General features: G+C 40.1%; 19 protein-coding genes. 11 read left to right on the forward strand and 8 right to left on the reverse strand.

Translation table 11 applies throughout. From position 1 onward, the window contains the following. Positions 1-213 precede the first annotated feature (213 nt). The 8 genes from PAND9192_RS01475 to PAND9192_RS01510 all read right to left on the reverse strand — a co-directional run bounded on the left by PAND9192_RS01475 (position 214) and on the right by PAND9192_RS01510 (position 7,960). Positions 214-903: an SDR family oxidoreductase gene (locus tag PAND9192_RS01475; protein ID WP_087852254.1), complete on the reverse strand. Its 690-nt coding sequence runs from the start codon at positions 901-903 to the stop codon at positions 214-216. A gap of 219 nt (positions 904-1,122) precedes the next feature. Continuing rightward, positions 1,123-1,632, reverse strand: a complete 510-nt coding sequence (locus PAND9192_RS01480; protein WP_087852255.1) for a VC2046/SO_2500 family protein — start codon at positions 1,630-1,632, stop codon at positions 1,123-1,125. 135 nt (positions 1,633-1,767) lie between these two features. Then, positions 1,768-2,742 carry an alpha-L-glutamate ligase-like protein gene (locus tag PAND9192_RS01485; RefSeq protein WP_087852256.1) on the reverse strand — a complete coding sequence of 325 codons (975 nt, stop codon included), beginning with the start codon at positions 2,740-2,742 and terminating at the stop codon, positions 1,768-1,770. Positions 2,743-2,745: 3 nt separating this feature from the next. Then, positions 2,746-4,260, reverse strand: coding sequence for an inactive transglutaminase family protein (locus tag PAND9192_RS01490; RefSeq protein WP_087852257.1), 1,515 nt, complete (start codon positions 4,258-4,260; stop codon positions 2,746-2,748). 14 nt (positions 4,261-4,274) lie between these two features. Continuing rightward, positions 4,275-5,081, reverse strand: coding sequence for an ATP-dependent zinc protease family protein (locus PAND9192_RS01495; protein ID WP_087852258.1), 807 nt, complete (start codon positions 5,079-5,081; stop codon positions 4,275-4,277). A gap of 88 nt (positions 5,082-5,169) precedes the next feature. Continuing rightward, positions 5,170-6,144 carry a tRNA 5-methoxyuridine(34)/uridine 5-oxyacetic acid(34) synthase CmoB gene (gene cmoB, locus PAND9192_RS01500; protein WP_087852259.1) on the reverse strand — a complete coding sequence of 325 codons (975 nt, stop codon included), beginning with the start codon at positions 6,142-6,144 and terminating at the stop codon, positions 5,170-5,172. Between the two features lie 16 nt (positions 6,145-6,160). Next, positions 6,161-6,889, reverse strand: coding sequence for a carboxy-S-adenosyl-L-methionine synthase CmoA (cmoA, locus tag PAND9192_RS01505; protein WP_087852260.1), 729 nt, complete (start codon positions 6,887-6,889; stop codon positions 6,161-6,163). 174 nt (positions 6,890-7,063) lie between these two features. Next, entirely contained in the window at positions 7,064-7,960 is an 897-nt protein-coding gene (locus tag PAND9192_RS01510) for a DUF72 domain-containing protein (RefSeq protein ID WP_234998884.1), read from the reverse strand. Between the two features lie 327 nt (positions 7,961-8,287). On the opposite strand from PAND9192_RS01510, the gene aspS reads away from it, so the two are divergent. From aspS to tolQ, 11 genes are all read left to right on the forward strand, one after another. Continuing rightward, positions 8,288-10,072, forward strand: coding sequence for an aspartate--tRNA ligase (aspS, locus tag PAND9192_RS01515; protein ID WP_087852261.1), 1,785 nt, complete (start codon positions 8,288-8,290; stop codon positions 10,070-10,072). A gap of 198 nt (positions 10,073-10,270) precedes the next feature. Continuing rightward, positions 10,271-11,017 (forward strand): YebC/PmpR family DNA-binding transcriptional regulator, encoded by a 747-nt coding sequence (locus PAND9192_RS01520; RefSeq protein ID WP_087852262.1) that lies wholly within the window; start codon positions 10,271-10,273, stop codon positions 11,015-11,017. Positions 11,018-11,037: 20 nt separating this feature from the next. Beyond that, positions 11,038-11,559, forward strand: coding sequence for a crossover junction endodeoxyribonuclease RuvC (gene ruvC, locus PAND9192_RS01525; RefSeq protein WP_060996666.1), 522 nt, complete (start codon positions 11,038-11,040; stop codon positions 11,557-11,559). A 186-nt stretch (positions 11,560-11,745) separates the two neighbouring features. Next, positions 11,746-12,369, forward strand: a complete 624-nt coding sequence (gene ruvA, locus PAND9192_RS01530; protein WP_060996665.1) for a Holliday junction branch migration protein RuvA — start codon at positions 11,746-11,748, stop codon at positions 12,367-12,369. A 27-nt stretch (positions 12,370-12,396) separates the two neighbouring features. Further along, positions 12,397-13,413: a Holliday junction branch migration DNA helicase RuvB gene (gene ruvB, locus PAND9192_RS01535; protein WP_087852263.1), complete on the forward strand. Its 1,017-nt coding sequence runs from the start codon at positions 12,397-12,399 to the stop codon at positions 13,411-13,413. Positions 13,414-14,418: 1,005 nt separating this feature from the next. Continuing rightward, the gene (gene cydA / locus PAND9192_RS01540; RefSeq protein ID WP_060996663.1) at positions 14,419-16,005 is read left to right on the forward strand and encodes a cytochrome ubiquinol oxidase subunit I; all 1,587 of its coding nucleotides are present in this window, start codon (positions 14,419-14,421) and stop codon (positions 16,003-16,005) included. A gap of 18 nt (positions 16,006-16,023) precedes the next feature. After that, a complete protein-coding gene (cydB, locus tag PAND9192_RS01545) occupies positions 16,024-17,160 on the forward strand; it encodes a cytochrome d ubiquinol oxidase subunit II (RefSeq protein WP_087852264.1) in 1,137 nt (378 codons plus the stop codon). Between the two features lie 14 nt (positions 17,161-17,174). Continuing rightward, positions 17,175-17,282 carry a cytochrome bd-I oxidase subunit CydX gene (gene cydX, locus PAND9192_RS01550; RefSeq protein WP_036795409.1) on the forward strand — a complete coding sequence of 36 codons (108 nt, stop codon included), beginning with the start codon at positions 17,175-17,177 and terminating at the stop codon, positions 17,280-17,282. Continuing rightward, positions 17,275-17,577, forward strand: coding sequence for a cyd operon YbgE family protein (locus PAND9192_RS01555; protein ID WP_036795408.1), 303 nt, complete (start codon positions 17,275-17,277; stop codon positions 17,575-17,577). The genes cydX and PAND9192_RS01555 overlap by 8 nt, the downstream gene beginning before the upstream one ends. Positions 17,578-17,850: 273 nt before the next feature. Beyond that, positions 17,851-18,255 carry a tol-pal system-associated acyl-CoA thioesterase gene (ybgC, locus tag PAND9192_RS01560; RefSeq protein WP_087852265.1) on the forward strand — a complete coding sequence of 135 codons (405 nt, stop codon included), beginning with the start codon at positions 17,851-17,853 and terminating at the stop codon, positions 18,253-18,255. Beyond that, positions 18,256-18,942 (forward strand): protein TolQ, encoded by a 687-nt coding sequence (gene tolQ, locus PAND9192_RS01565; RefSeq protein ID WP_060996660.1) that lies wholly within the window; start codon positions 18,256-18,258, stop codon positions 18,940-18,942. It abuts the gene before it with no gap. Positions 18,943-18,948: the final 6 nt, after the last annotated feature.

Raw genomic sequence — 18,948 nt, forward strand, 5'->3', positions numbered from 1 at the left:
TTTGTTTAAATAGATTTACCCGATTCAATAAGTGATTAAAATTAACCTCGTAACCTCGTAACCTCGTAACCTCGTAACCTCGTAACCTCGTAACCTCGTAACCTCGTAACCTCGTAACCTCGTAACCTCGTAACCTCGTAACCTTGAAATCTAAAAAAGGCCGAGTTGTTATACTCAGCCTATTGATTACAGTTATTGTTTGAGGTTGCGAAATTAGACGCCAATTTCAGACTCTAGCATGCGGCCGTTAAAAGAATCGTTTCTTACTATATACTCAACGTTACGTGCTATTTCATCTTGCATTGGCACGTTAACAATAGCCAGCTGATCATGGTGTTTGTCTTGTAAATTAATCGGCACAATACCACCAACTCGAATATTAAAATTTGCCAGCTCAGTAGCCCAACTTTGTGTCAAGCCACTGACAACCGTTTTACTGGTGGTTGGTGTATGAGGATGATGATTCTCATGGCTTAAGGCTAAATTAATAATCACACTTTGATGGGGTTGGTTTTGCATAAATTCAGCGGCAATCTTGCCAAAAATAAAAAAACTCGCCGCACTTTTTTGCATAATATCATTAAAGTCAGTAATGGACGTCGGTGATAACAGTTGCGGTATTTCAGTCCCAGCCCAGGTATTTAATAAAATATTTATTGCTCCAAAGCGTTTGCGCACTTGTTGAAATAACTGCTGAATACTAGCTTCATCGTAGCATTGTATGTAAAACGCGGCTGCGGCATCATTAATCTTACAGCAAGATTCTAAGGTCTTTTGTAACTCAGGTTCATTATTATCGACCAGGGCTAATGTTGCGCCTAATGATGCGAAATGAAGGGCGACAGCTTTACCAATAGGATTACCAGCATCGGTAATAATAGCGACTGATTGTCCGATATGCATATTCCTAGCCTTAATGTTTTAATAGTCTGATTTATGCCTTCTAGGTATCGAAATTATTATAGTTATCTCTAAGGCGGTTATTGATATCCATACTAGTCAATAAAACTGCAAACTAATAATAATAAAGAAGAAATTATGAGCAAGGTCACGAACAAATTCTGTTTTAATTTTATCTGCACAGCGATGATATTTTATCTTTGATCAACTGCAAATATTACTCTAAGCAGCCCAATTCATTTCACTTTGTCGTTTAGATTTAATTAATGCTAAATAAAGATCTTGTGGCGTCGCTTGCAACGGCTTTGGCTCGACAGGAGGAAGTTTACGGCGCTCATGAATTGATAAATTATGAAATAAATCTTCAGGCAAACCTTTTGTCTGTTGTGGCGGGTAAGATAAAGCGGTTGGCTGTAATTGTTCAAGTAAGCGCGTACTGGTTAAGCTTGCTTGGTGAAAGGCTTGTGCTTGTTCAGCGGCGCGTGAGTAGCATGATGGTGTCGATGTTAGTGGCTGTGAGGCTGGAATTTCAAAATAAGCTCGTAGTTGCTGTGATGATTGTGTTTCAACTGGCGTAGTATCAACAGGAATGTTTTCATGCAGATCAGCTGATAATAGCGCCAACATTAATGCAAAATCAGCACGACGACCACCTTCAACCGCATGGTTGAGGTTAGTACCGAGTTGGATTTCATTAATAAGCTGTATATTATCAAGCGATTGAGTTTGCATGTAACGAATAACTATCTACATAAAATAAGATACTTAAGTTATCGACAATCGTATGGATAACTTTAATGATTTATTTTAAATAATAAAAAGCCCTGAACATATCAGGGCTAATAATATTATTGCGTTAAAACCAGATTAGAACTCAGACTTAGCACCAAATTGATGCGCGCAATAGGCAACCCGTTCTTCAGGTGTTGGTGTATGTGCCGTCACACCCATTGCTTCAATATGGCGTAAGCGTGGTAATAAACCAGTACCGTTAGCGATTTGAATTGCTAACCCTGGGCGAGCATTAAGCTCCAATACCATTGGGCCTTTGGTTTTATCCAATACCATATCGGTTCCCATATAGCCTAACCCCGTCATTTCCCATGCACTTGACGCGAGCACTAACAATTTATTCCATTCAGGAACGTTAAGCTCACTCAATAGACGGTCAGTATCAGGGTGACGCTCAATCGGTTGGTTAAATTGTACCGCTCGAATCGCTTTTCCTGACGCAATGTCGATACCAACGCCAACAGCACCTTGGTGTAAGTTCGCTTTACCATCAGAAGCTGATGTTGAACAGCGCATCATTGCCATAACAGGGTAGCCTTTAAATACGATCACACGTACATCGGGCACGCCCTCATAACTAAAGCCATCAAACACATTATCAAATTGAATTAGGTTCTCGACCATTGCAACATCATTTTTACCCCCAAGCGAGAACAATCCTGCCAGCGTATTGGTAATGTGGCGCTCAACATCTTGTTTATTAATCTCAGCGCCAGAGGGCTTAACATAGACGCCGTCTTTGTGCTTCACAATAACCAAAATGCCCTTACCACCTGAGCCTTGAGCAGGTTTGATAACAAATCCTGGCCAGTCTTTAACCATATGATGAATATGCTTAACCGTTGCTTGGCTATCGATAACACCAATTAAATCAGGAACAGTTGCTCCCGCTTGTTGAGCAATGAGCTTGGTTTTTAGTTTGTCATCAACCAGAGGATAACGACTACGGTCATTGTAACGTCCAATATAGCTATGGTTACGTTTATTCATGCCCATGATGCCACGATCACGCAGTTTTTGTGGTGAAGTAAACTGTGAAAATAATGACATAGTTTAGTCCTCAGCGAGTGGCTTAAAGCGACGTAACTCACTTAGACGATAACCGGTGTAATTACCTAAGATTAAGATCGCTGCTAGAATAAGGAACTGCACACCAATAAAGTTAAACGTTAGATGACGAATAAGCGGTGTTGTCATTGCAAGGTAAATTAACACTGAGGTTAACAGTGAACCACCACCTTGAATAAACACTTCTTTCGCGCCTTCTTCTTCCCATAGAATCGACATCCGCTCGATAGTCCATGACAAGATAATCATAGGGAAGAAGGTAATAGTTAGACCTTCAATCAGACCAATTTTAAATGCCACTACGGTGAATATCGAAATAATCAATATAACGGTTATTATGACCGCGGATATTCGTGCCACCAGAAGTAGGTTGAGTTTCGAGAGGTAACTTCGAATAATCAAACCTGTACCGACAATCAGTAAGAAACCCACAATACCTGTCAGTAATTGTGTTTGGACAAAAGCAACCGCGATCAATACTGGCATGAAAGTACCAGAGGTTTTTAAACCAATAATCACACGTAAGAACACCACAATTAGCGCACCGATAGGAACTAGCATGATGGTTTTAAACATCGCCTGCTCTTCAAGTGGTAAGCTATGGATTGAGAAATTCAGTAGATCTTCTGCTTTAATCTTTTCTTGGGTTGCACGCTGTGGTGTGATGTCTTGGGCAATAATCGAGAAACTGATATTTGAGTTTCGGCCACCCACAACATCAAGTAGCGCATTACCTTGCTGATTCCAAATCATTACATTTTCAGGTTTGCCTTGCTCACCGGTGGTCAGATTAAACAGCTGCCAATTCTTATGTTGTTTATCCCACACTTCAACCATAGGCGAAACACTTTGACGGCGACGGCCATCTTCAAGTGTTAATCCACTTACAATCCGCGAGTGAATATTTTCAAGTGAAAGCAAGCTAGTGACAACATCAGCTGGCGACATTGTATCAAGCAGTACTGCCGCATTTTGATTTTGGTTATCATGTAATTCACGAATTAACTCACGTGCTAGCGTCACATCATCAGCAGATAAATCGCGAGCATGGGTTAATAATGCGGTAGCTGCTGTTTGTTGTGGATTACTTAAACTGACTTCAGCAACATCACCTTTGGGTGGCACAGGCTTATATTGCGCTTGGTCATCAACTAGTAATTGGGTTTTGTAGTACAACACTTGCTTACCAATTGCGGTGCGTGTTGCCCAATCGGCTTGACGACCATCTTTAGTATTGTGGATCACAACAGAGTAACCTGGGGGTGATGAAGTACTTTCATCGATAAGAGTAAAGCCCTGCTGTGTACCTGGTGCTGACATTTTCACTTGAACAGGATCGCCAATAGCATCGAATTGTACTCGAGCTTCAACTTCCCATACTGCTCGTTCTTTCCCGGGAGTCCATGGCACACCATAAACATCATGGCGGTACATGCTTAATCCTATACCTGAAATAATTAACAGCGATATAAGAATATAAAAGGGTATTCTAGACGTCATGACATCCTCATCATTTATTTGTTAACTTGGACTGGTTTGGGCTCAGTCTTTCCCTGAACAAATTGTTTACCTACATCAACTAGCGCAATATCTTTAAAGAATTCACGTCCAAGTAAAATAGGAAAATCCATTTTCGTTCTATCTGCGAGAGTAAATTGTGCTTTTTCGTGTAGATTGCCTAAAGTGATCCAAGCTTCGATAACTGGTCGACGAACGGCTTCTTCAGAGGTTGACTGACGAATACGTACCCAGCGGAAGATAGGTGCTTCAATAGTTTCTGGTTTTGCTTTGTTATTCGCTGCAATTTCTGCTGGCGTATCCATTGCAGAGTCATGACTTAAATTAAAACGAACCCATTCTTTACCGTCACGTTCAAACGTTTGTACATCGATTGCATTTAGTGATGATGTGGTCGCACCGGTATCTACACGTGCTTTAAAATGGCTCTTAACTGAGTCTATCCATACCCATTCTTCTTGACCTAAAATGGCTTTACCATTAGCGGTTTTAGAGTCGGTGGCAGGTTGCTCAACAGGAACACGAACAATTTGTTTTTCAATAATGACTTTAGGCTGAGTTAGGCTCTTATGCTTAAGAAATTTTATATCTTTTGAGATAGATGCTAATTTTCTTTCAAGTTGGCCTATATATTGTTGTTGGTTTTCAACGTGTGTCGAAACATTATTGATTTTAGTGTCAATATGCGATTCAACATTATTGATTGCAGCTAAAGTTTGTTGGTGATTTTTCTCTAGCGTTGCATTTGAGGTACATCCTGAAAGTATAGCTAGTGCAATTACTGATACGCTAAGACGAAGCATCATATCTCCTATGTGCGTCTGTTTTATATAATAACAACATTAGTTTACATCAAAAAAGGGATGCAAACAGCATCCCTTTTGTCAGTCGTTAGTCAGGATTCCGCCCAATGAGAATCGCACGTCGAGGAGCAGGATAACCTTCTATCGTTTTTGAGTTATCTTCTTGATCTAAGTATTCTGGAAGGGAATTATTTGTCATCCAGTTGGTTGTTCTTTGTTCATCTGTAGTAGTGATATTCTCATCAACAATACGTACATCAACAAAGCCACATTTTTCCATCCACACTTTTAAAGCCTTAGCAGATGGGAAAAAATATACATTGTGCATTTGTGCATAACGGTGAGTCGGTACCAACACGGTATTTTCATCACCATCGATAACTAATGTCTCTAAAATTACCTCACCGCCAGCTCGCAATTGATTCTTTAATTGCAGAATATGATCTAATGGTGAACGGCGGTGATAAAGAACGCCCATACTGAATACAGTATCAAACGCTTTTAACTCGGGTAATTGCTCAATGCCTAAAGGCAATAAGTATGCTCGCTCGTCTTGACCCATTAAACGCTTAATGGCTTCAAACTGAATTAAGAATAGACTAGATGGATCAATACCGACAGTTAGCTTGGCACCTTCACCGAGCATACGCCACATATGGTAGCCATTGCCACAGCCGACATCTAATACGCTGCGGCCTTTTAATGGAGTAATGTGAGGTAATACACGATCCCATTTCCAATCAGAGCGCCACTCAGTATCGATATGAATATCGTGCATAGTGAAAGGACCTTTACGCCATGGGTGAAGTAAACGTAATAGGCTTTCTAAACGTTTCTTCTCACCATCTGCAATCGGCACTTCATTACGAACACTGACTTCATTTTTTAAATCAATAAGATCGGGTTTATCGGTTGGAAATTTTTGTAGCGCACGTACCCAACGCGCCATGTCACCATGTTCTTGTTGTTCCCAATCACTTAATTGTTTAGGTAGAGTATTTAACCATGGGCGCAACGTTTCATGTTGAGCGAGAAGTTGATAAAAAGCTGAAAAACTAAACATATTGGAACTGTAAACCTTATTTAATCGCAAACATTGAGCCAAAGTTGAAGCATTGGAACCACACTTCAGAGCTAGAGAAACCAATATCATTAAAACGTTGTTTATGGGTTTCAATGCTATCTGGGCGCATCACATTTTCAATTGCGCTACGCTTTTGACTGATTTCTAATTCGCTATAGCCATTGGCTCGTTTAAAGTCGTGATGAAGATCGATCAGCAGTTCATTGGCTCGTTCATCATCAAAAATGTATTTTTCCGATAAGATCAAAATGCCACCAGGGCGTAGGCCGGCATAGATTTTCTCTAATAATGCGAGCCGATCATCGGGAGATAGAAATTGGAGAGTAAAGTTAAGCACGACAACAGAAGCATCTTGAATATCAACGTGACGAATATCGGCTTCAATTACTTGTACTGGTGTTTCGGAACGATAGGCATTAACTAATAATCGACACCGTTCAACCATTGCCGCTGAATTATCAATGGCGATAATTTCACAGCCTTCCTGATCAATATGACGACGCATTGATAACGTGGCAGCGCCTAGTGAACAGCCAAGATCGAACACTTTTGAATGCGGTTTGGCAAAACGTTCAGCGAGCATACCAATAGCAGAAATAATGTTGCTATAACCCGGTACCGAGCGTTGAATCATATCGGGAAAAACTTCAGCCACACGCTCATCAAACGTAAAGTCGCCGAGTTGTGCAATTGGCGTAGCAAAAATATTGTCGTGGCTTGCCATTCTCACGAACCTCATCATATATAAAGAACAGGGATCCTACAGGGACTGTGATGGCGGTTTATGTTAAACAGCTGCCATCAGGTGATCCATCACCTTTGAAAGGTCGCGTATTGTAGAGAAAATAGCAGCATTTGTCTTTAATAATTGTAAATGGTGGTCTGAGTTTGGTTGTTGTTATAGTAGCGCGATTTGTTGATTTTGTTGTAAGTGTTGAGGCTGTGCTAAATCAACTAAGGGGATTGTCAGCGCAACTTGTTGCTGTAAACGCCGATATAAACGCATCGCCGATTCGGGCGCATGGTTGTTATCAGGTGAATGAATAAACAGATATGGTTGTTTGCCTTCAGCCAGCCATAAAGGAATACGCTGTAACCAGTTATTAAAGAAAGGATCATTATGGCTATCATTTGGATGACCGATAAACCGAATTACAGGGTTATTGGCAGTGGCTATCGCATGCACGGGTAAGCGAGGTTTTTTGCGTTGAGCTTCAATGATTGCTGCAGTGGTAGCTTGGGCCGAGAAAAGCGGCCGACTATCCATAATAATTCGATTGCTGTTTTTTTCAATTAATAAGCGGTTAAGCGCTTGTTCGGCCGCGCCTTTGGTAAAAAATTCAGGATGACGAACTTCAACACCTGTGGTGAGGTGTGATGGGAATTTATTTAGAAATTTGGCTAATACTGGTAATGCATCAGGGCCAAATTGGGCCGGTAATTGAATTTTCCAGATCGCAGTTTTAGGTGCTAAAACGTGCATCGTATTGAGAAAATCAGCAACAGCTTGATCACAATGGCGGAGTTGTTGTTGATGAGTAATAGTTTGCGGCAGTTTAAAGGTAAATCGAAAATGGTCAGGGGTAGCATCATGCCATTTTTTAACCGTTGTCATATTAGGCGTGGCATAGAAGGTCGTATTGCCTTCAACGGTAGTAAATATTTCGGCATAACGAGCTAGGCGGTCGCCATTTTTACACCCTTTACCATATAAGCTTTGAATCCAATGATTGTGTGACCATTGAGTTAACCCTAATCGCAATGGTAACGCACTGCAAGTCATAGCCTTTGTCATGAATATCCTCAATGAAGTTAAGATAAATACAGTTTAATTTTAAAGTATTCGTTCAAGAAAAGCTTAAATTACCGCCATTAGAAAAAGATCATTGAGGATTCCATTTTTGATTGGTGGTAGATCGTGCGAATAAACGTGCGGTTAACTTCGCAAACGGAGGCTGTTTGGGTATAATAGCTCGTTATTTTTGCCTCTTGGCCGGCTTGCTATCCAATTTTATGCGTAAATTAGACAGCAAGCGGTCGGGATTGAACCAGTTGTGCTTTGGTTAACAGTAAACTGTAACTTAAACACAAGCATGCTAAATATATAGATTGGGAATTTCTTATGCGCACCCATTATTGTGGACACCTAAATAAGTCCCTTGCAGGACAAACAGTAGATTTATGCGGTTGGGTTAACCGTCGCCGTGATTTGGGCGGTCTTATCTTTATTGATATGCGTGATCGCGAAGGTGTGGTTCAGGTTGTTATTGATCCTGATATGACTGAGATCTTCGGACTAGCTAACCAATTACGTAACGAGTTTTGTATTCGTCTAACGGGTGAAGTGCGTGAGCGTCCTGAAAGCCAATGTAATAAAGACATGGCAACAGGTGAAGTTGAAATTTATGCAACTGGCCTTGAAATCATTAACCGTTCAGAAGCGTTACCACTTGATTTCAACCAAAAGAACTCAGAAGAGCAACGCCTTAAATACCGTTATTTAGATCTTCGTCGTCCAGAAATGAGCGATCGCATCAAGCTACGTGCTAAAGCATCAAGCTTTGTACGTCGTTTCCTTGACGATAACGCATTCCTTGATATTGAAACACCAGTACTAACAAAAGCAACACCAGAAGGTGCGCGTGACTACTTAGTACCAAGCCGTGTTCATAAAGGTAAATTCTACGCATTACCACAATCACCACAGCTATTTAAGCAGCTGTTAATGATGTCTGGTTTTGATCGTTACTACCAAATCGTTAAATGTTTCCGTGATGAAGATTTACGTGCTGACCGTCAGCCTGAATTTACTCAAATCGATATCGAAACATCTTTCATGTCTGCAGATCAAGTGCGTGCGACAACTGAAAAAATGATCACAGATATGTGGAAAGAACTACTAAATGTAGATCTTGGCGCATTCCCTGTAATGACATTTGAAGAAGCAGCACGTCGTTTCGGCTCTGATAAGCCAGATCTACGTAACCCACTAGAGTTAGTAGATGTTGCTGATATTCTTAAAGATGTTGAGTTCCAAGTATTCTCAGCACCAGCAAATGATCCTAAAGGTCGCGTCGCTGTTATTCGCGTACCTGGTGGTGCATCTCTAAGCCGTAAGCAAATCGATGAGTACACTAAGTTTGTCGGTATTTACGGCGCGAAAGGCCTAGCATGGATGAAGGTTAACGATCGCGCTGCAGGTATTGAGGGTGTTCAATCTCCAGTTGCTAAATTCCTAAACGAAGAAGTGGTAGCTAATCTTCTTGAGCGTACTCAAGCTGAATCTGGCGATATCATTTTATTTGGTGCTGATAGTAAGCGTGTTGTAACTGAAGCTATGGGTGCACTTCGTCTGAAACTGGGTGAAGATCTAGAGCTAACTGATAAGTCTGCATGGAAACCACTTTGGGTTGTTGATTTCCCAATGTTTGAAGAAAATGAAGATGGCTCATTGTCTGCAATGCACCACCCATTTACTTCACCACTAAATCTAACTCCAGAAGAGCTAGCAGCTAACCCTGCAGATGCATTATCTAATGCATACGATATGGTTATTAATGGTTATGAAGTTGGTGGCGGTTCAGTTCGTATTCACAATTCAGAAATGCAATCTACAGTATTTGATATTCTAGGTATCTCAACTGAAGAGCAACGTCTGAAGTTTGGTTTCTTACTGGATGCACTGCAGTTTGGTACACCACCACACGCAGGCCTTGCATTTGGTCTTGACCGTTTGGTAATGCTACTTTGTGGTACTGATAACATTCGTGATGTTATTGCGTTCCCTAAAACAACAGCAGCAGCATGTCTATTGACTGATGCGCCAAGCCTAGCTAACCCTGCATCACTAGAAGAGCTTTCTATTGCTGTGAATATTGCTAAGAAAAAAGAACAAGATCAACAGTAATCTTATGCTGTTAACTGTCATTTAGCCTAAACAGTCTAAAGAGCAGCTTAGAATGAGCCAATCACCTAATACAGGGATTGGCTTTTTTTATAACTATTAGATTTAACACTGTTTTGGTAAAAGTCTTTTGTTCGCTTTCATGCTGTATTTAGTTTATGTTTTTTAGAGGATATTAATTAATAGCAGCAGGAGATACTCATGGCTGGTCACAGTAAGTTTGCCAATATTAAACACCGCAAGGCTGCTCAAGATGCCAAGCGAGGTAAAATTTTCACCAAGCTAATTCGTGAAATTACCGTTGCAGCAAAAGAAGGCGGCGCTGAACCCGAGAATAATCCTCGTCTACGTGCTGCGATTGATAAAGCATTATCAAATAATATGACGCGCGATACCATTAACCGTGCAGCTAGTCGTGGTGCTGGTGGTGAAGGTGATGATGGCGTTGAAACAGTTATTTACGAAGGCTATGGCCCTGCTGGTACTGCGGTGATGGTTGAGTGTATGACCGATAACCGTAATCGTACTGTATCTGGTGTACGCCATGCCTTTTCTAAAGCGGGTGGTAATTTAGGGACAGATGGTAGTGTAAGTTACCTTTTTGAGAAGAAAGGGGTTATTTCCTACGCAACAGGATTAGATGAAGATGCGGTAATGGAAGTTGCATTAGAATCTGGCGCAGACGACATTGAAACCAATGATGATGGCTCAATTGATGTTTATACCACACCAGCTGACTTTGGTACTGTAAAAGATGCGTTAGATAACGCTGGCTTTACTGCTGAGAACGCAGAAGTAACATTAGTTCCGTCAACTAAAGCGGAATTGGACATAACAACAGCACCTAAACTATTACGGTTAATTGATGCGTTAGAAGATCTGGATGATGTTCAAGAAGTTTATCATAATGGTGACATGTCAGATGAAGTTGCTGCAGCACTAGAGTAAGTGTTTGCTTCGGAATATAAATGTCAATTATTTTAGGTATTGACCCCGGTTCAAGGATCACGGGTTATGGTGTTATTCGTCAAGTCGGACGTAAACTTGAATATTTAGGTAGTGGGTGTATTCGCACCTCATGCCCAGATATTCCCGGTCGATTAAAACAGATTTATGCAGGGGTTTCTGAGGTCATTACTCAATTTCAACCTGATTGTTTTGCGATTGAACAAGTGTTTATGGGCAAAAATGCCAGCTCTGCGATCAAGCTCGGCCAAGCACGTGGTAGTGCGATTGTTGCTGCTGTGAATGCCGATTTACCGGTCAGTGAATATGCAGCGCGACTAATAAAGCAAGCCGTTGTTGGTAACGGTGGTGCAGATAAAGCTCAAGTGCAACACATGGTGTGCTCAGTACTTAAGCTCGAAGGAAAACCTCAAGCGGATGCTGCCGATGCATTAGCTATTGCTATTTGTCATGCCCATACACATAAAACCTTAATTGCAATGGCTGGTAAAGCCACCAGTGCTCGTCGCGGCCGTTATCGTTAATTGATTTGATTATCGTGGTTATAAAAAGCAGCAGTCGCTGCTTTTTTATCGCCTTAATTTTATGACATCACAGATTGTGGGTTTTCTAACTAGGGTTTAGTAAAGATCACACATAAAGGGCTGGATATTGATCCAGTAGTTTACTATTCTAGTGCCAGTTTACTTCCTATTTATAGAGATGATGTTGTGATTGGTCGACTACGCGGAATTGTGATTGAAAAACAGCCACCAGAAGTACTACTTGAAGTGGGCGGCATTGGCTATGAAGTACAGATGCCAATGAGTTGTTTCTATGAGTTACCAGAGATTGGTCAAGAAGCGATTATTTTTACTCATTTTGTGGTGCGTGAAGATGCACAATTATTGTATGGGTTTAATAAAAAAAGTGAACGTGAATTGTTCCGTGAAGTTATTAAAGCCAATGGTGTCGGACCTAAATTAGGATTAGCGATTTTATCGGCAATGACAGCAAGTCAATTTGTGCGCAGTGTCGAATTAGAAGATGTAACCACATTAGTGAAAATTCCAGGCGTGGGTAAGAAAACCGCTGAACGATTAGTGGTTGAGATGAAAGATCGTCTGAAAGGTTGGGGCGAAGGTGATTTATTTACCGCGGCACTCGATACTGCAGCGTCTAATGCTGAAATTCAACATCCAGCAGCTCAAGCACGTGCAGAAGATGAAGCCGTTAGTGCTTTAGTGGCGTTAGGATATAAACCACAAATTGCAGCAAAAGTTGTAGCACAAGTCGCTCAACCAGACATGACTAGTGAAGCGATTATTCGTGATGCACTTCGTTCAATGGTGTAATTACACATTCTGTAATAGGTATTTATTATGATTGAAGCCGATAGACTGGTTTCCAGTAATTTCGAGACACCACGCGAAGATGATATTATTGATCGTGCTATTCGTCCGAAATTGCTCAATGATTATCAAGGTCAAGATCATGTTCGTGATCAAATGGAAATCTTTATTCAAGCGGCGAGACGTCGTAACGAAGCGCTCGATCATCTATTGATTTTTGGTCCTCCAGGTTTAGGTAAAACAACGCTAGCGAATATTGTTGCTAATGAAATGGGAGTAAGTATTCGTACCACTTCAGGTCCTGTGCTTGAAAAAGCGGGTGATTTGGCTGCGTTACTGACTAATCTTGAAGAGAACGATGTGTTATTTATTGATGAAATACACCGTTTAAGCCCACAAGTAGAAGAAATTCTTTATCCAGCAATGGAAGATTATCAATTAGATATCATGATTGGTGAAGGGCCTGCTGCACGTTCTATTAAAATTGATTTACCTCCGTTTACCTTAATTGGTGCAACAACACGTGCGGGATCATTAACATCACCATTGCGCGATCGTTTTGGTATTACGCAACGTTTAGAGTATTACAAGGTCGACGATCTTAAAGATATTGTATCACGCAGTGCCAGCTATCTTGGTTTATCACTTGAAGAGGGCGGTGCGATGGAAATGGCAATGCGTGCTCGTGGAACGCCACGTATTGCAAATCGACTATTACGCCGAGTACGTGATTACGCTGAAGTAAAAAGTGATGGTCATATCTGTCCTGATGTTGCTAGTAAAGCCCTCGATATGCTTGACGTTGATAGTAGCGGTTTTGATTATATGGACCGTAAATTATTAATGGCCATTATTGATAAATTTATGGGTGGGCCTGTTGGTTTAGATAATCTTGCAGCGGCAATTGGTGAAGAAAAAGACACCATTGAAGATGTGCTTGAACCTTATTTAATTCAGCAAGGTTTTTTACAACGAACGCCACGGGGACGTATTGCTACTCAGCGAGCCTATTTGCATTTTGGGCTAGATATACCCAAAACAAAATAAAGTTAAATAAAATATAACTATCAAAAACGAGATTATTATAATCTCGTTTTTTTATATCTCGATATTATTAAAACGGAATAACAAATATATTTATCACTAACAATGTTAATTAAAGTAACAATAATTACCATTTGATAACCTTTTAAAGTTTGCACAAATATTAATAATCGTAACAGTGTTATTTTATCGCCAACTAGACGTAGTATTATTGTGCAGTTGATGACTGATTATGGTGATAGTTTGACCTTAAATGAGAATTATTTGCCACTATAAAACCATTCTTTAATTGAAACATGATCTCATTATTAAAATCTATTTAATACAAAATGATCGAATACCTTATTTTTGATTAAAAAATCACAGCAAATAATGGTGCTTTATCGTAATGGCATGTAATTAAATGTTTTTTTATTCTTTGGTGTTATTTTTAACCTCAAAGCTAGAATAAATATGAGCATTTTTAATGCTAATTAGCGATAAAAGTATGGGTTGACGATATATTACAGTACATTGTTTATTAAAGATTTTTTTGTGTTATTTACGTGGTGGTAACATTGTTAAAATGGTGCACTTTATGATCAAATGAAAATAGATTGTGTGGTGATATGTCAATTCATTAAGTGTAAGTTAAAAAGAGGATTAACAGAAAATTTCATTGGACACTCATAAACTTAGTATTTATTGATGCAGATCAAGTTTGACGCTTTCGATGTCTTCATGCGGTGTATTATTTGATAAATATCAAAGCAAAACTATTAATAAATACTTTGAAGATTATTGCTGATATCTGTAATATTAGGGTTGACTTTATTAGCTGTAGAATAACAGTAAAACAATATTTTTGGTACAAAACTGCAACAATAGAATGGACGCCATTATCAACATGATAAATGCGATCAGGAAGATCACCAATATTGCGGTTTGTTATCTACGATTGGCTAAACCCAATAATCGGTACACTGTGTAGTACTGCACCAGTCAGCCTGGTGAAAAAAGGAGTTATCAATGTTAACTGATGTCGTCGAACTATCGCGGTTACAGTTCGCTTTAACAGCTATGTATCACTTTTTGTTCGTTCCATTGACTCTAGGTATGGCTTTCTTATTAGCCATTATGGAGTCGGTTTATGTAATGACCGGCAAGCAAATCTACAAGGACATGACAAAGTTCTGGGGTAAGCTTTTCGCGATTAACTTTGCGTTAGGTGTTGCTACTGGCCTATCCATGGAATTCCAGTTTGGTACAAACTGGGCTTATTACTCTCACTACGTTGGTGATATTTTCGGTGCGCCGTTAGCCATCGAAGCACTGATGGCGTTTTTCCTCGAATCCACTTTAGTCGGTATGTTCTTTTTTGGCTGGGATCGTCTATCAAAGCGCCAACACCTTGTCGTGACATGGTTAGTAGCGTTAGGTTCTAACTTCTCAGCGTTATGGATTCTTATTGCTAATGGCTGGATGCAAAACCCTGTAGGTGCGGATTTCAACTTTGAAACCATGCGTATGGAAATGGTGAGTTTTGCGGACGTTGTATTTAACCCTGTTGCTCAGGTTAAATTCGTTCACACAGTTGCATCTGGTTATGTATGTGGTGCGATGTTTATCCTTGGTGTAAGTTCTTACTACTTACTAAAAGGACGTGATATTGCTTTCGCACGTCGTTCATTCGCTATTGCAGCAGCATTTGGTTTAGCATCAATTGTTTCAGTAATGATCCTAGGTGATGAATCTGGTTATGAATTAGGTGATGTTCAAAAGACTAAGTTAGCTGCGATTGAAGCTGAATGGCATACTGAACCTGCACCAGCAGCATTTACTGCATTTGGTTTCCCTAACCAAGAAACAATGGAAACAGATTACGCGATTAAGATTCCATATCTAATGGGTATTATTGCGACACGTTCACTTGATACTCAAGTAACGGGTATTCGTGATCTGAAGAAACAACATGAAGTGCGTATTCGTAACGGTATGGTTGCTTATGGATTACTTGAGAAACTGCGTGCAGGTGATAAGACACCAGCTAACATTGCCGCATTTGATGAAGTAAAAGGCGATTTAGGTTACGGGCTGTTATTGAAGCCTTACACTGATAAAGTTGTTGATGCGACACCAGAACAAATTCAACAAGCTGTTGATGACTCCATTCCTCGCGTATGGCCATTATTCTTTAGCTTCCGTATCATGGTTGGTGCTGGTTTCCTAATGTTTGCCATTATTGGTGCTGCATTTGTGCAATCTTGCCGTCATAAAATTACGGGTAATAAATGGATACTTAAAGCAGCACTGTATGGTATTCCATTACCTTGGATTGCAATTGAAGCAGGTTGGTTTGTGGCGGAATATGGCCGTCAACCATGGGCAGTTGGTGAAATTCTACCAGTACATATGGCTGCCTCTAGTCTTGAACCATCACAATTATGGTTCTCGTTAGCTGCAATTATTGGACTTTACACTCTGTTTTTGATTGCCGAAGTGTACCTAATGCTTAAGTTTGCGCGTTTAGGTCCAAGTAGCTTGAAGACAGGTCGTTATCACTTTGAACAAAAAGATACGGCACAAGATGTGGTTTCACGTCAGGTTGAAGTGTAAGCAGGGAGAAACAGAATAATGTTTGATTATGAAAGCTTGCGAGTCATCTGGTGGGTGTTAATTGGTGTATTGTGCATCGGTTTTGCAATCACAGATGGTTTTGATATGGGCGTTGGTATGCTGTCACCAATCATTGGTAAGACAGATAACGAGCGTCGAGTAATGATTAACTCAATTGCACCACACTGGGATGGTAACCAAGTTTGGTTAATCACCGCTGGTGGTGCATTATTTGCCGCATGGCCATTAGTTTACGCAACAGTATTCTCTGGTTTTTATGTCGCAATGATTATTACGTTGGCGTCACTATGGTTGCGTCCATTAGGTTTTGATTACCGTTCTAAGTTAACGGATACAAAATGGCGTGATATGTGGGATAAAGCGATCTTTGTTGGTAGCTTTATACCACCTGTAATTTTTGGTGTTGCTTTTGGTAACCTGATGCAAGGCGTACCATTTGAAGTAAACGAATTTATGATCACTAGCTACAAAGGATCATTCTTTGGCTTGCTGAATCCGTTTGCTTTATTGTGTGGTGTTGTGAGTTTATTGATGATCATCACCCAAGGTGCAGCATTCTTACAATTGAAAACAACCGATGCGATTCATGCACGTGCGCGTAATGTTGCTGTTATTTCTTCATTATTAATGGTTGTGGTGTTTATTATTGCGGGTTTTGTTGCTCAAGGCATTAACGGCTATGTGATGACAACGCCAGTATTAGCTAATGCGGCATCAGATCCATTAACCAAAGAAGTTGTTCGTCAAGTAGGCGCGTTGTTTATTAACTATAACAACTACCCTGTATTGTGGATTGCACCAATTCTAGCTGTGGCAATGCCAATCCTGACAGCATTGTGTTCACGTGCTGATCGTGGTGGTTTCGCATTCTTGTTCTCAAGCTTAACAATTGTTGGTGTAGTATTAACGTTTGGTTTTGCAACATTCCCATTCATTATGCCATCAAGCTTAGATCCAAATGTGAGTTTGACTCTTTGGGATTCAACGTCATCTGAATACACATTACATATTATGACTATTGTTGCATTTGTAATGGTTCCAGTAATCTTGGCTTACACCGCATGGTGTTACTACAAAATGTTTGGTCGTCTTGATACGAAATATATCGAAGACAACAAAACATCACTTTACTAAGGAGTAGATGAACTATGTGGTATTTCGCTTGGATTCTAGGTGTTCTTCTGGCTTGTTCTTTCGGTATTGTCAATGCATTATGGCTTGAGACAACTGAAAATATGGATAAAGACAGTGAGTAATATAGATCGTGCGGTTAAGCTAATTCATGCACCATTGAGTGTTCTACCGCTTAAATTATTAGCAATAGTAATGGCGTTGACTGTTACTGGGTTATTAATGTGGGAGCCTCGACAATTTGCTGAAGATATTGGTGGATTTAGTGCTGGATTAGCACCGTTGATGATTTGGGCAACCTGTAGCGCGATGGTGTTTGGCATGGGGTTTGTTCCACGTCGGTGGTATTTTCAGGTGTTCTTTACACCCTATATCGCACTGCCTGTATTATTATACATTCTTGGATTACGCTTTTTATAATTGCTAATCTATAGAACCTAAAAAGCCTGTTGCTGTAATGCAACAGGCTTTTTTTGTATGTAAAGTGTAACCAAATTTAACATGTCGTTTTTTATGCATGATAACTGAACAGAATTGTGATTTGATTGTCAGAACCTACTGACAAATTTCATTTTTTGGTTAAATGCACTATCTAGCGTGTTTCGCAATAACCATCATTCGGTGAGTTAGGGTATAGTAGTACACCAAGCGCGATAATTGGCGCGGTGTAGGTATGACGGGTATGGGTATCCAATGAAAGAACAAGATATTTTTAAATGGCCAATTACCATTTATTATGAAGATACTGATGTCGGTGGAGTGGTATACCACGCTAATTATTTAAAGTTTTTTGAGCGAGCACGGACAGAATTACTGCGTTATATAGGCTTAAGTCAGCAACAATTATTTGCTGAGAATATGAGTTTTGTTGTGCGTAGTATGAATATTGATTTTATTCGTGGCGCAAAGTTAGATGACCAGCTTGTTGTTAATACAACCATTCAAAATGTACGTCGCGCATCAATAGAATTTAATCAAGAACTCGTTAATGATGATAATGTGGTATTTTGCCGCGCGATTGTGAAAATTGCCTGTATTAATCCAACCATCATGAAACCAATAGCTTTACCTGTACAATTAAAGCCGGAGATACATTAAGTGAACTCAGAATTAACCATTTTAGACCTTTTTTTGCAAGCAAGTTTGTTGGTAAAACTGGTTATGCTTATTTTACTTGGAATGTCGATTGCTTCTTGGGCAATGATCATTAAACGCTCGCAAGTACTAAATAGTGCAGAACGTAATGCAACCCAATTTGAAGATCGGTTTTGGTCTGGTATTGATTTATCTCAGTTATACCAAGAAGTGCAACAGCGTAAAGATGAATTGACTGGCTCTGAACGTATTTTTTACTCTGGCTTTAAAGAGTTTGCGCGTTTACATCATAGTAATGGTCGAGTACCAGAAGCGGTAATGGAAGGTACTGGGCGCGCAATGCGAGTTTCTTTGTCAAAAGAAGTTGATGAACTAGAAACTAATTTACCATTCCTTGCTACTGTTGGTTCAATCAGTCCTTATATTGGTCTTTTTGGTACAGTATGGGGCATTATGACGGCATTTATTGCTCTAGGTGCTGTGAAACAAGCCACATTAGCGATGGTTGCTCCTGGTATTGCAGAAGCCTTGGTGGCAACGGCAATGGGTCTTTTTGCTGCGATCCCTGCGGTAATGTTTTATAACCGTCTTACTAATAAAGTGACTAAACTTGAACATACTTATGTAACGTTTATGGAAGAGTTTTCAAGTATTTTACACCGTCAGGCATTTGCAGCGAATCAGGAGTAATAAGCA

The organism is Photobacterium andalusiense (assembly GCF_900185625.1).
GTDB lineage: Bacteria > Pseudomonadota > Gammaproteobacteria > Enterobacterales > Vibrionaceae > Photobacterium > Photobacterium aquimaris.

Coding starts and splice junctions, on each gene's coding strand:
- PAND9192_RS01480 (WP_087852255.1), bottom strand. CDS start 1,632: ATGCAAACTCAATCGCTTGATAATATACAGCTTATTAATGAAATCCAA.
- PAND9192_RS01485 (WP_087852256.1), bottom strand. CDS start 2,742: ATGTCATTATTTTCACAGTTTACTTCACCACAAAAACTGCGTGATCGT.
- cydA (WP_060996663.1), top strand. CDS start 14,419: ATGTTAACTGATGTCGTCGAACTATCGCGGTTACAGTTCGCTTTAACA.
- cydB (WP_087852264.1), top strand. CDS start 16,024: ATGTTTGATTATGAAAGCTTGCGAGTCATCTGGTGGGTGTTAATTGGT.
- PAND9192_RS01475 (WP_087852254.1), bottom strand. CDS start 903: ATGCATATCGGACAATCAGTCGCTATTATTACCGATGCTGGTAATCCT.
- PAND9192_RS01520 (WP_087852262.1), top strand. CDS start 10,271: ATGGCTGGTCACAGTAAGTTTGCCAATATTAAACACCGCAAGGCTGCT.
- cydX (WP_036795409.1), top strand. CDS start 17,175: ATGTGGTATTTCGCTTGGATTCTAGGTGTTCTTCTGGCTTGTTCTTTC.
- cmoB (WP_087852259.1), bottom strand. CDS start 6,144: ATGTTTAGTTTTTCAGCTTTTTATCAACTTCTCGCTCAACATGAAACG.
- PAND9192_RS01490 (WP_087852257.1), bottom strand. CDS start 4,260: ATGACGTCTAGAATACCCTTTTATATTCTTATATCGCTGTTAATTATT.
- PAND9192_RS01510 (WP_234998884.1), bottom strand. CDS start 7,960: ATGACAAAGGCTATGACTTGCAGTGCGTTACCATTGCGATTAGGGTTA.
- aspS (WP_087852261.1), top strand. CDS start 8,288: ATGCGCACCCATTATTGTGGACACCTAAATAAGTCCCTTGCAGGACAA.
- ruvC (WP_060996666.1), top strand. CDS start 11,038: ATGTCAATTATTTTAGGTATTGACCCCGGTTCAAGGATCACGGGTTAT.
- ruvB (WP_087852263.1), top strand. CDS start 12,397: ATGATTGAAGCCGATAGACTGGTTTCCAGTAATTTCGAGACACCACGC.
- ybgC (WP_087852265.1), top strand. CDS start 17,851: ATGAAAGAACAAGATATTTTTAAATGGCCAATTACCATTTATTATGAA.
- cmoA (WP_087852260.1), bottom strand. CDS start 6,889: ATGGCAAGCCACGACAATATTTTTGCTACGCCAATTGCACAACTCGGC.
- PAND9192_RS01495 (WP_087852258.1), bottom strand. CDS start 5,081: ATGCTTCGTCTTAGCGTATCAGTAATTGCACTAGCTATACTTTCAGGA.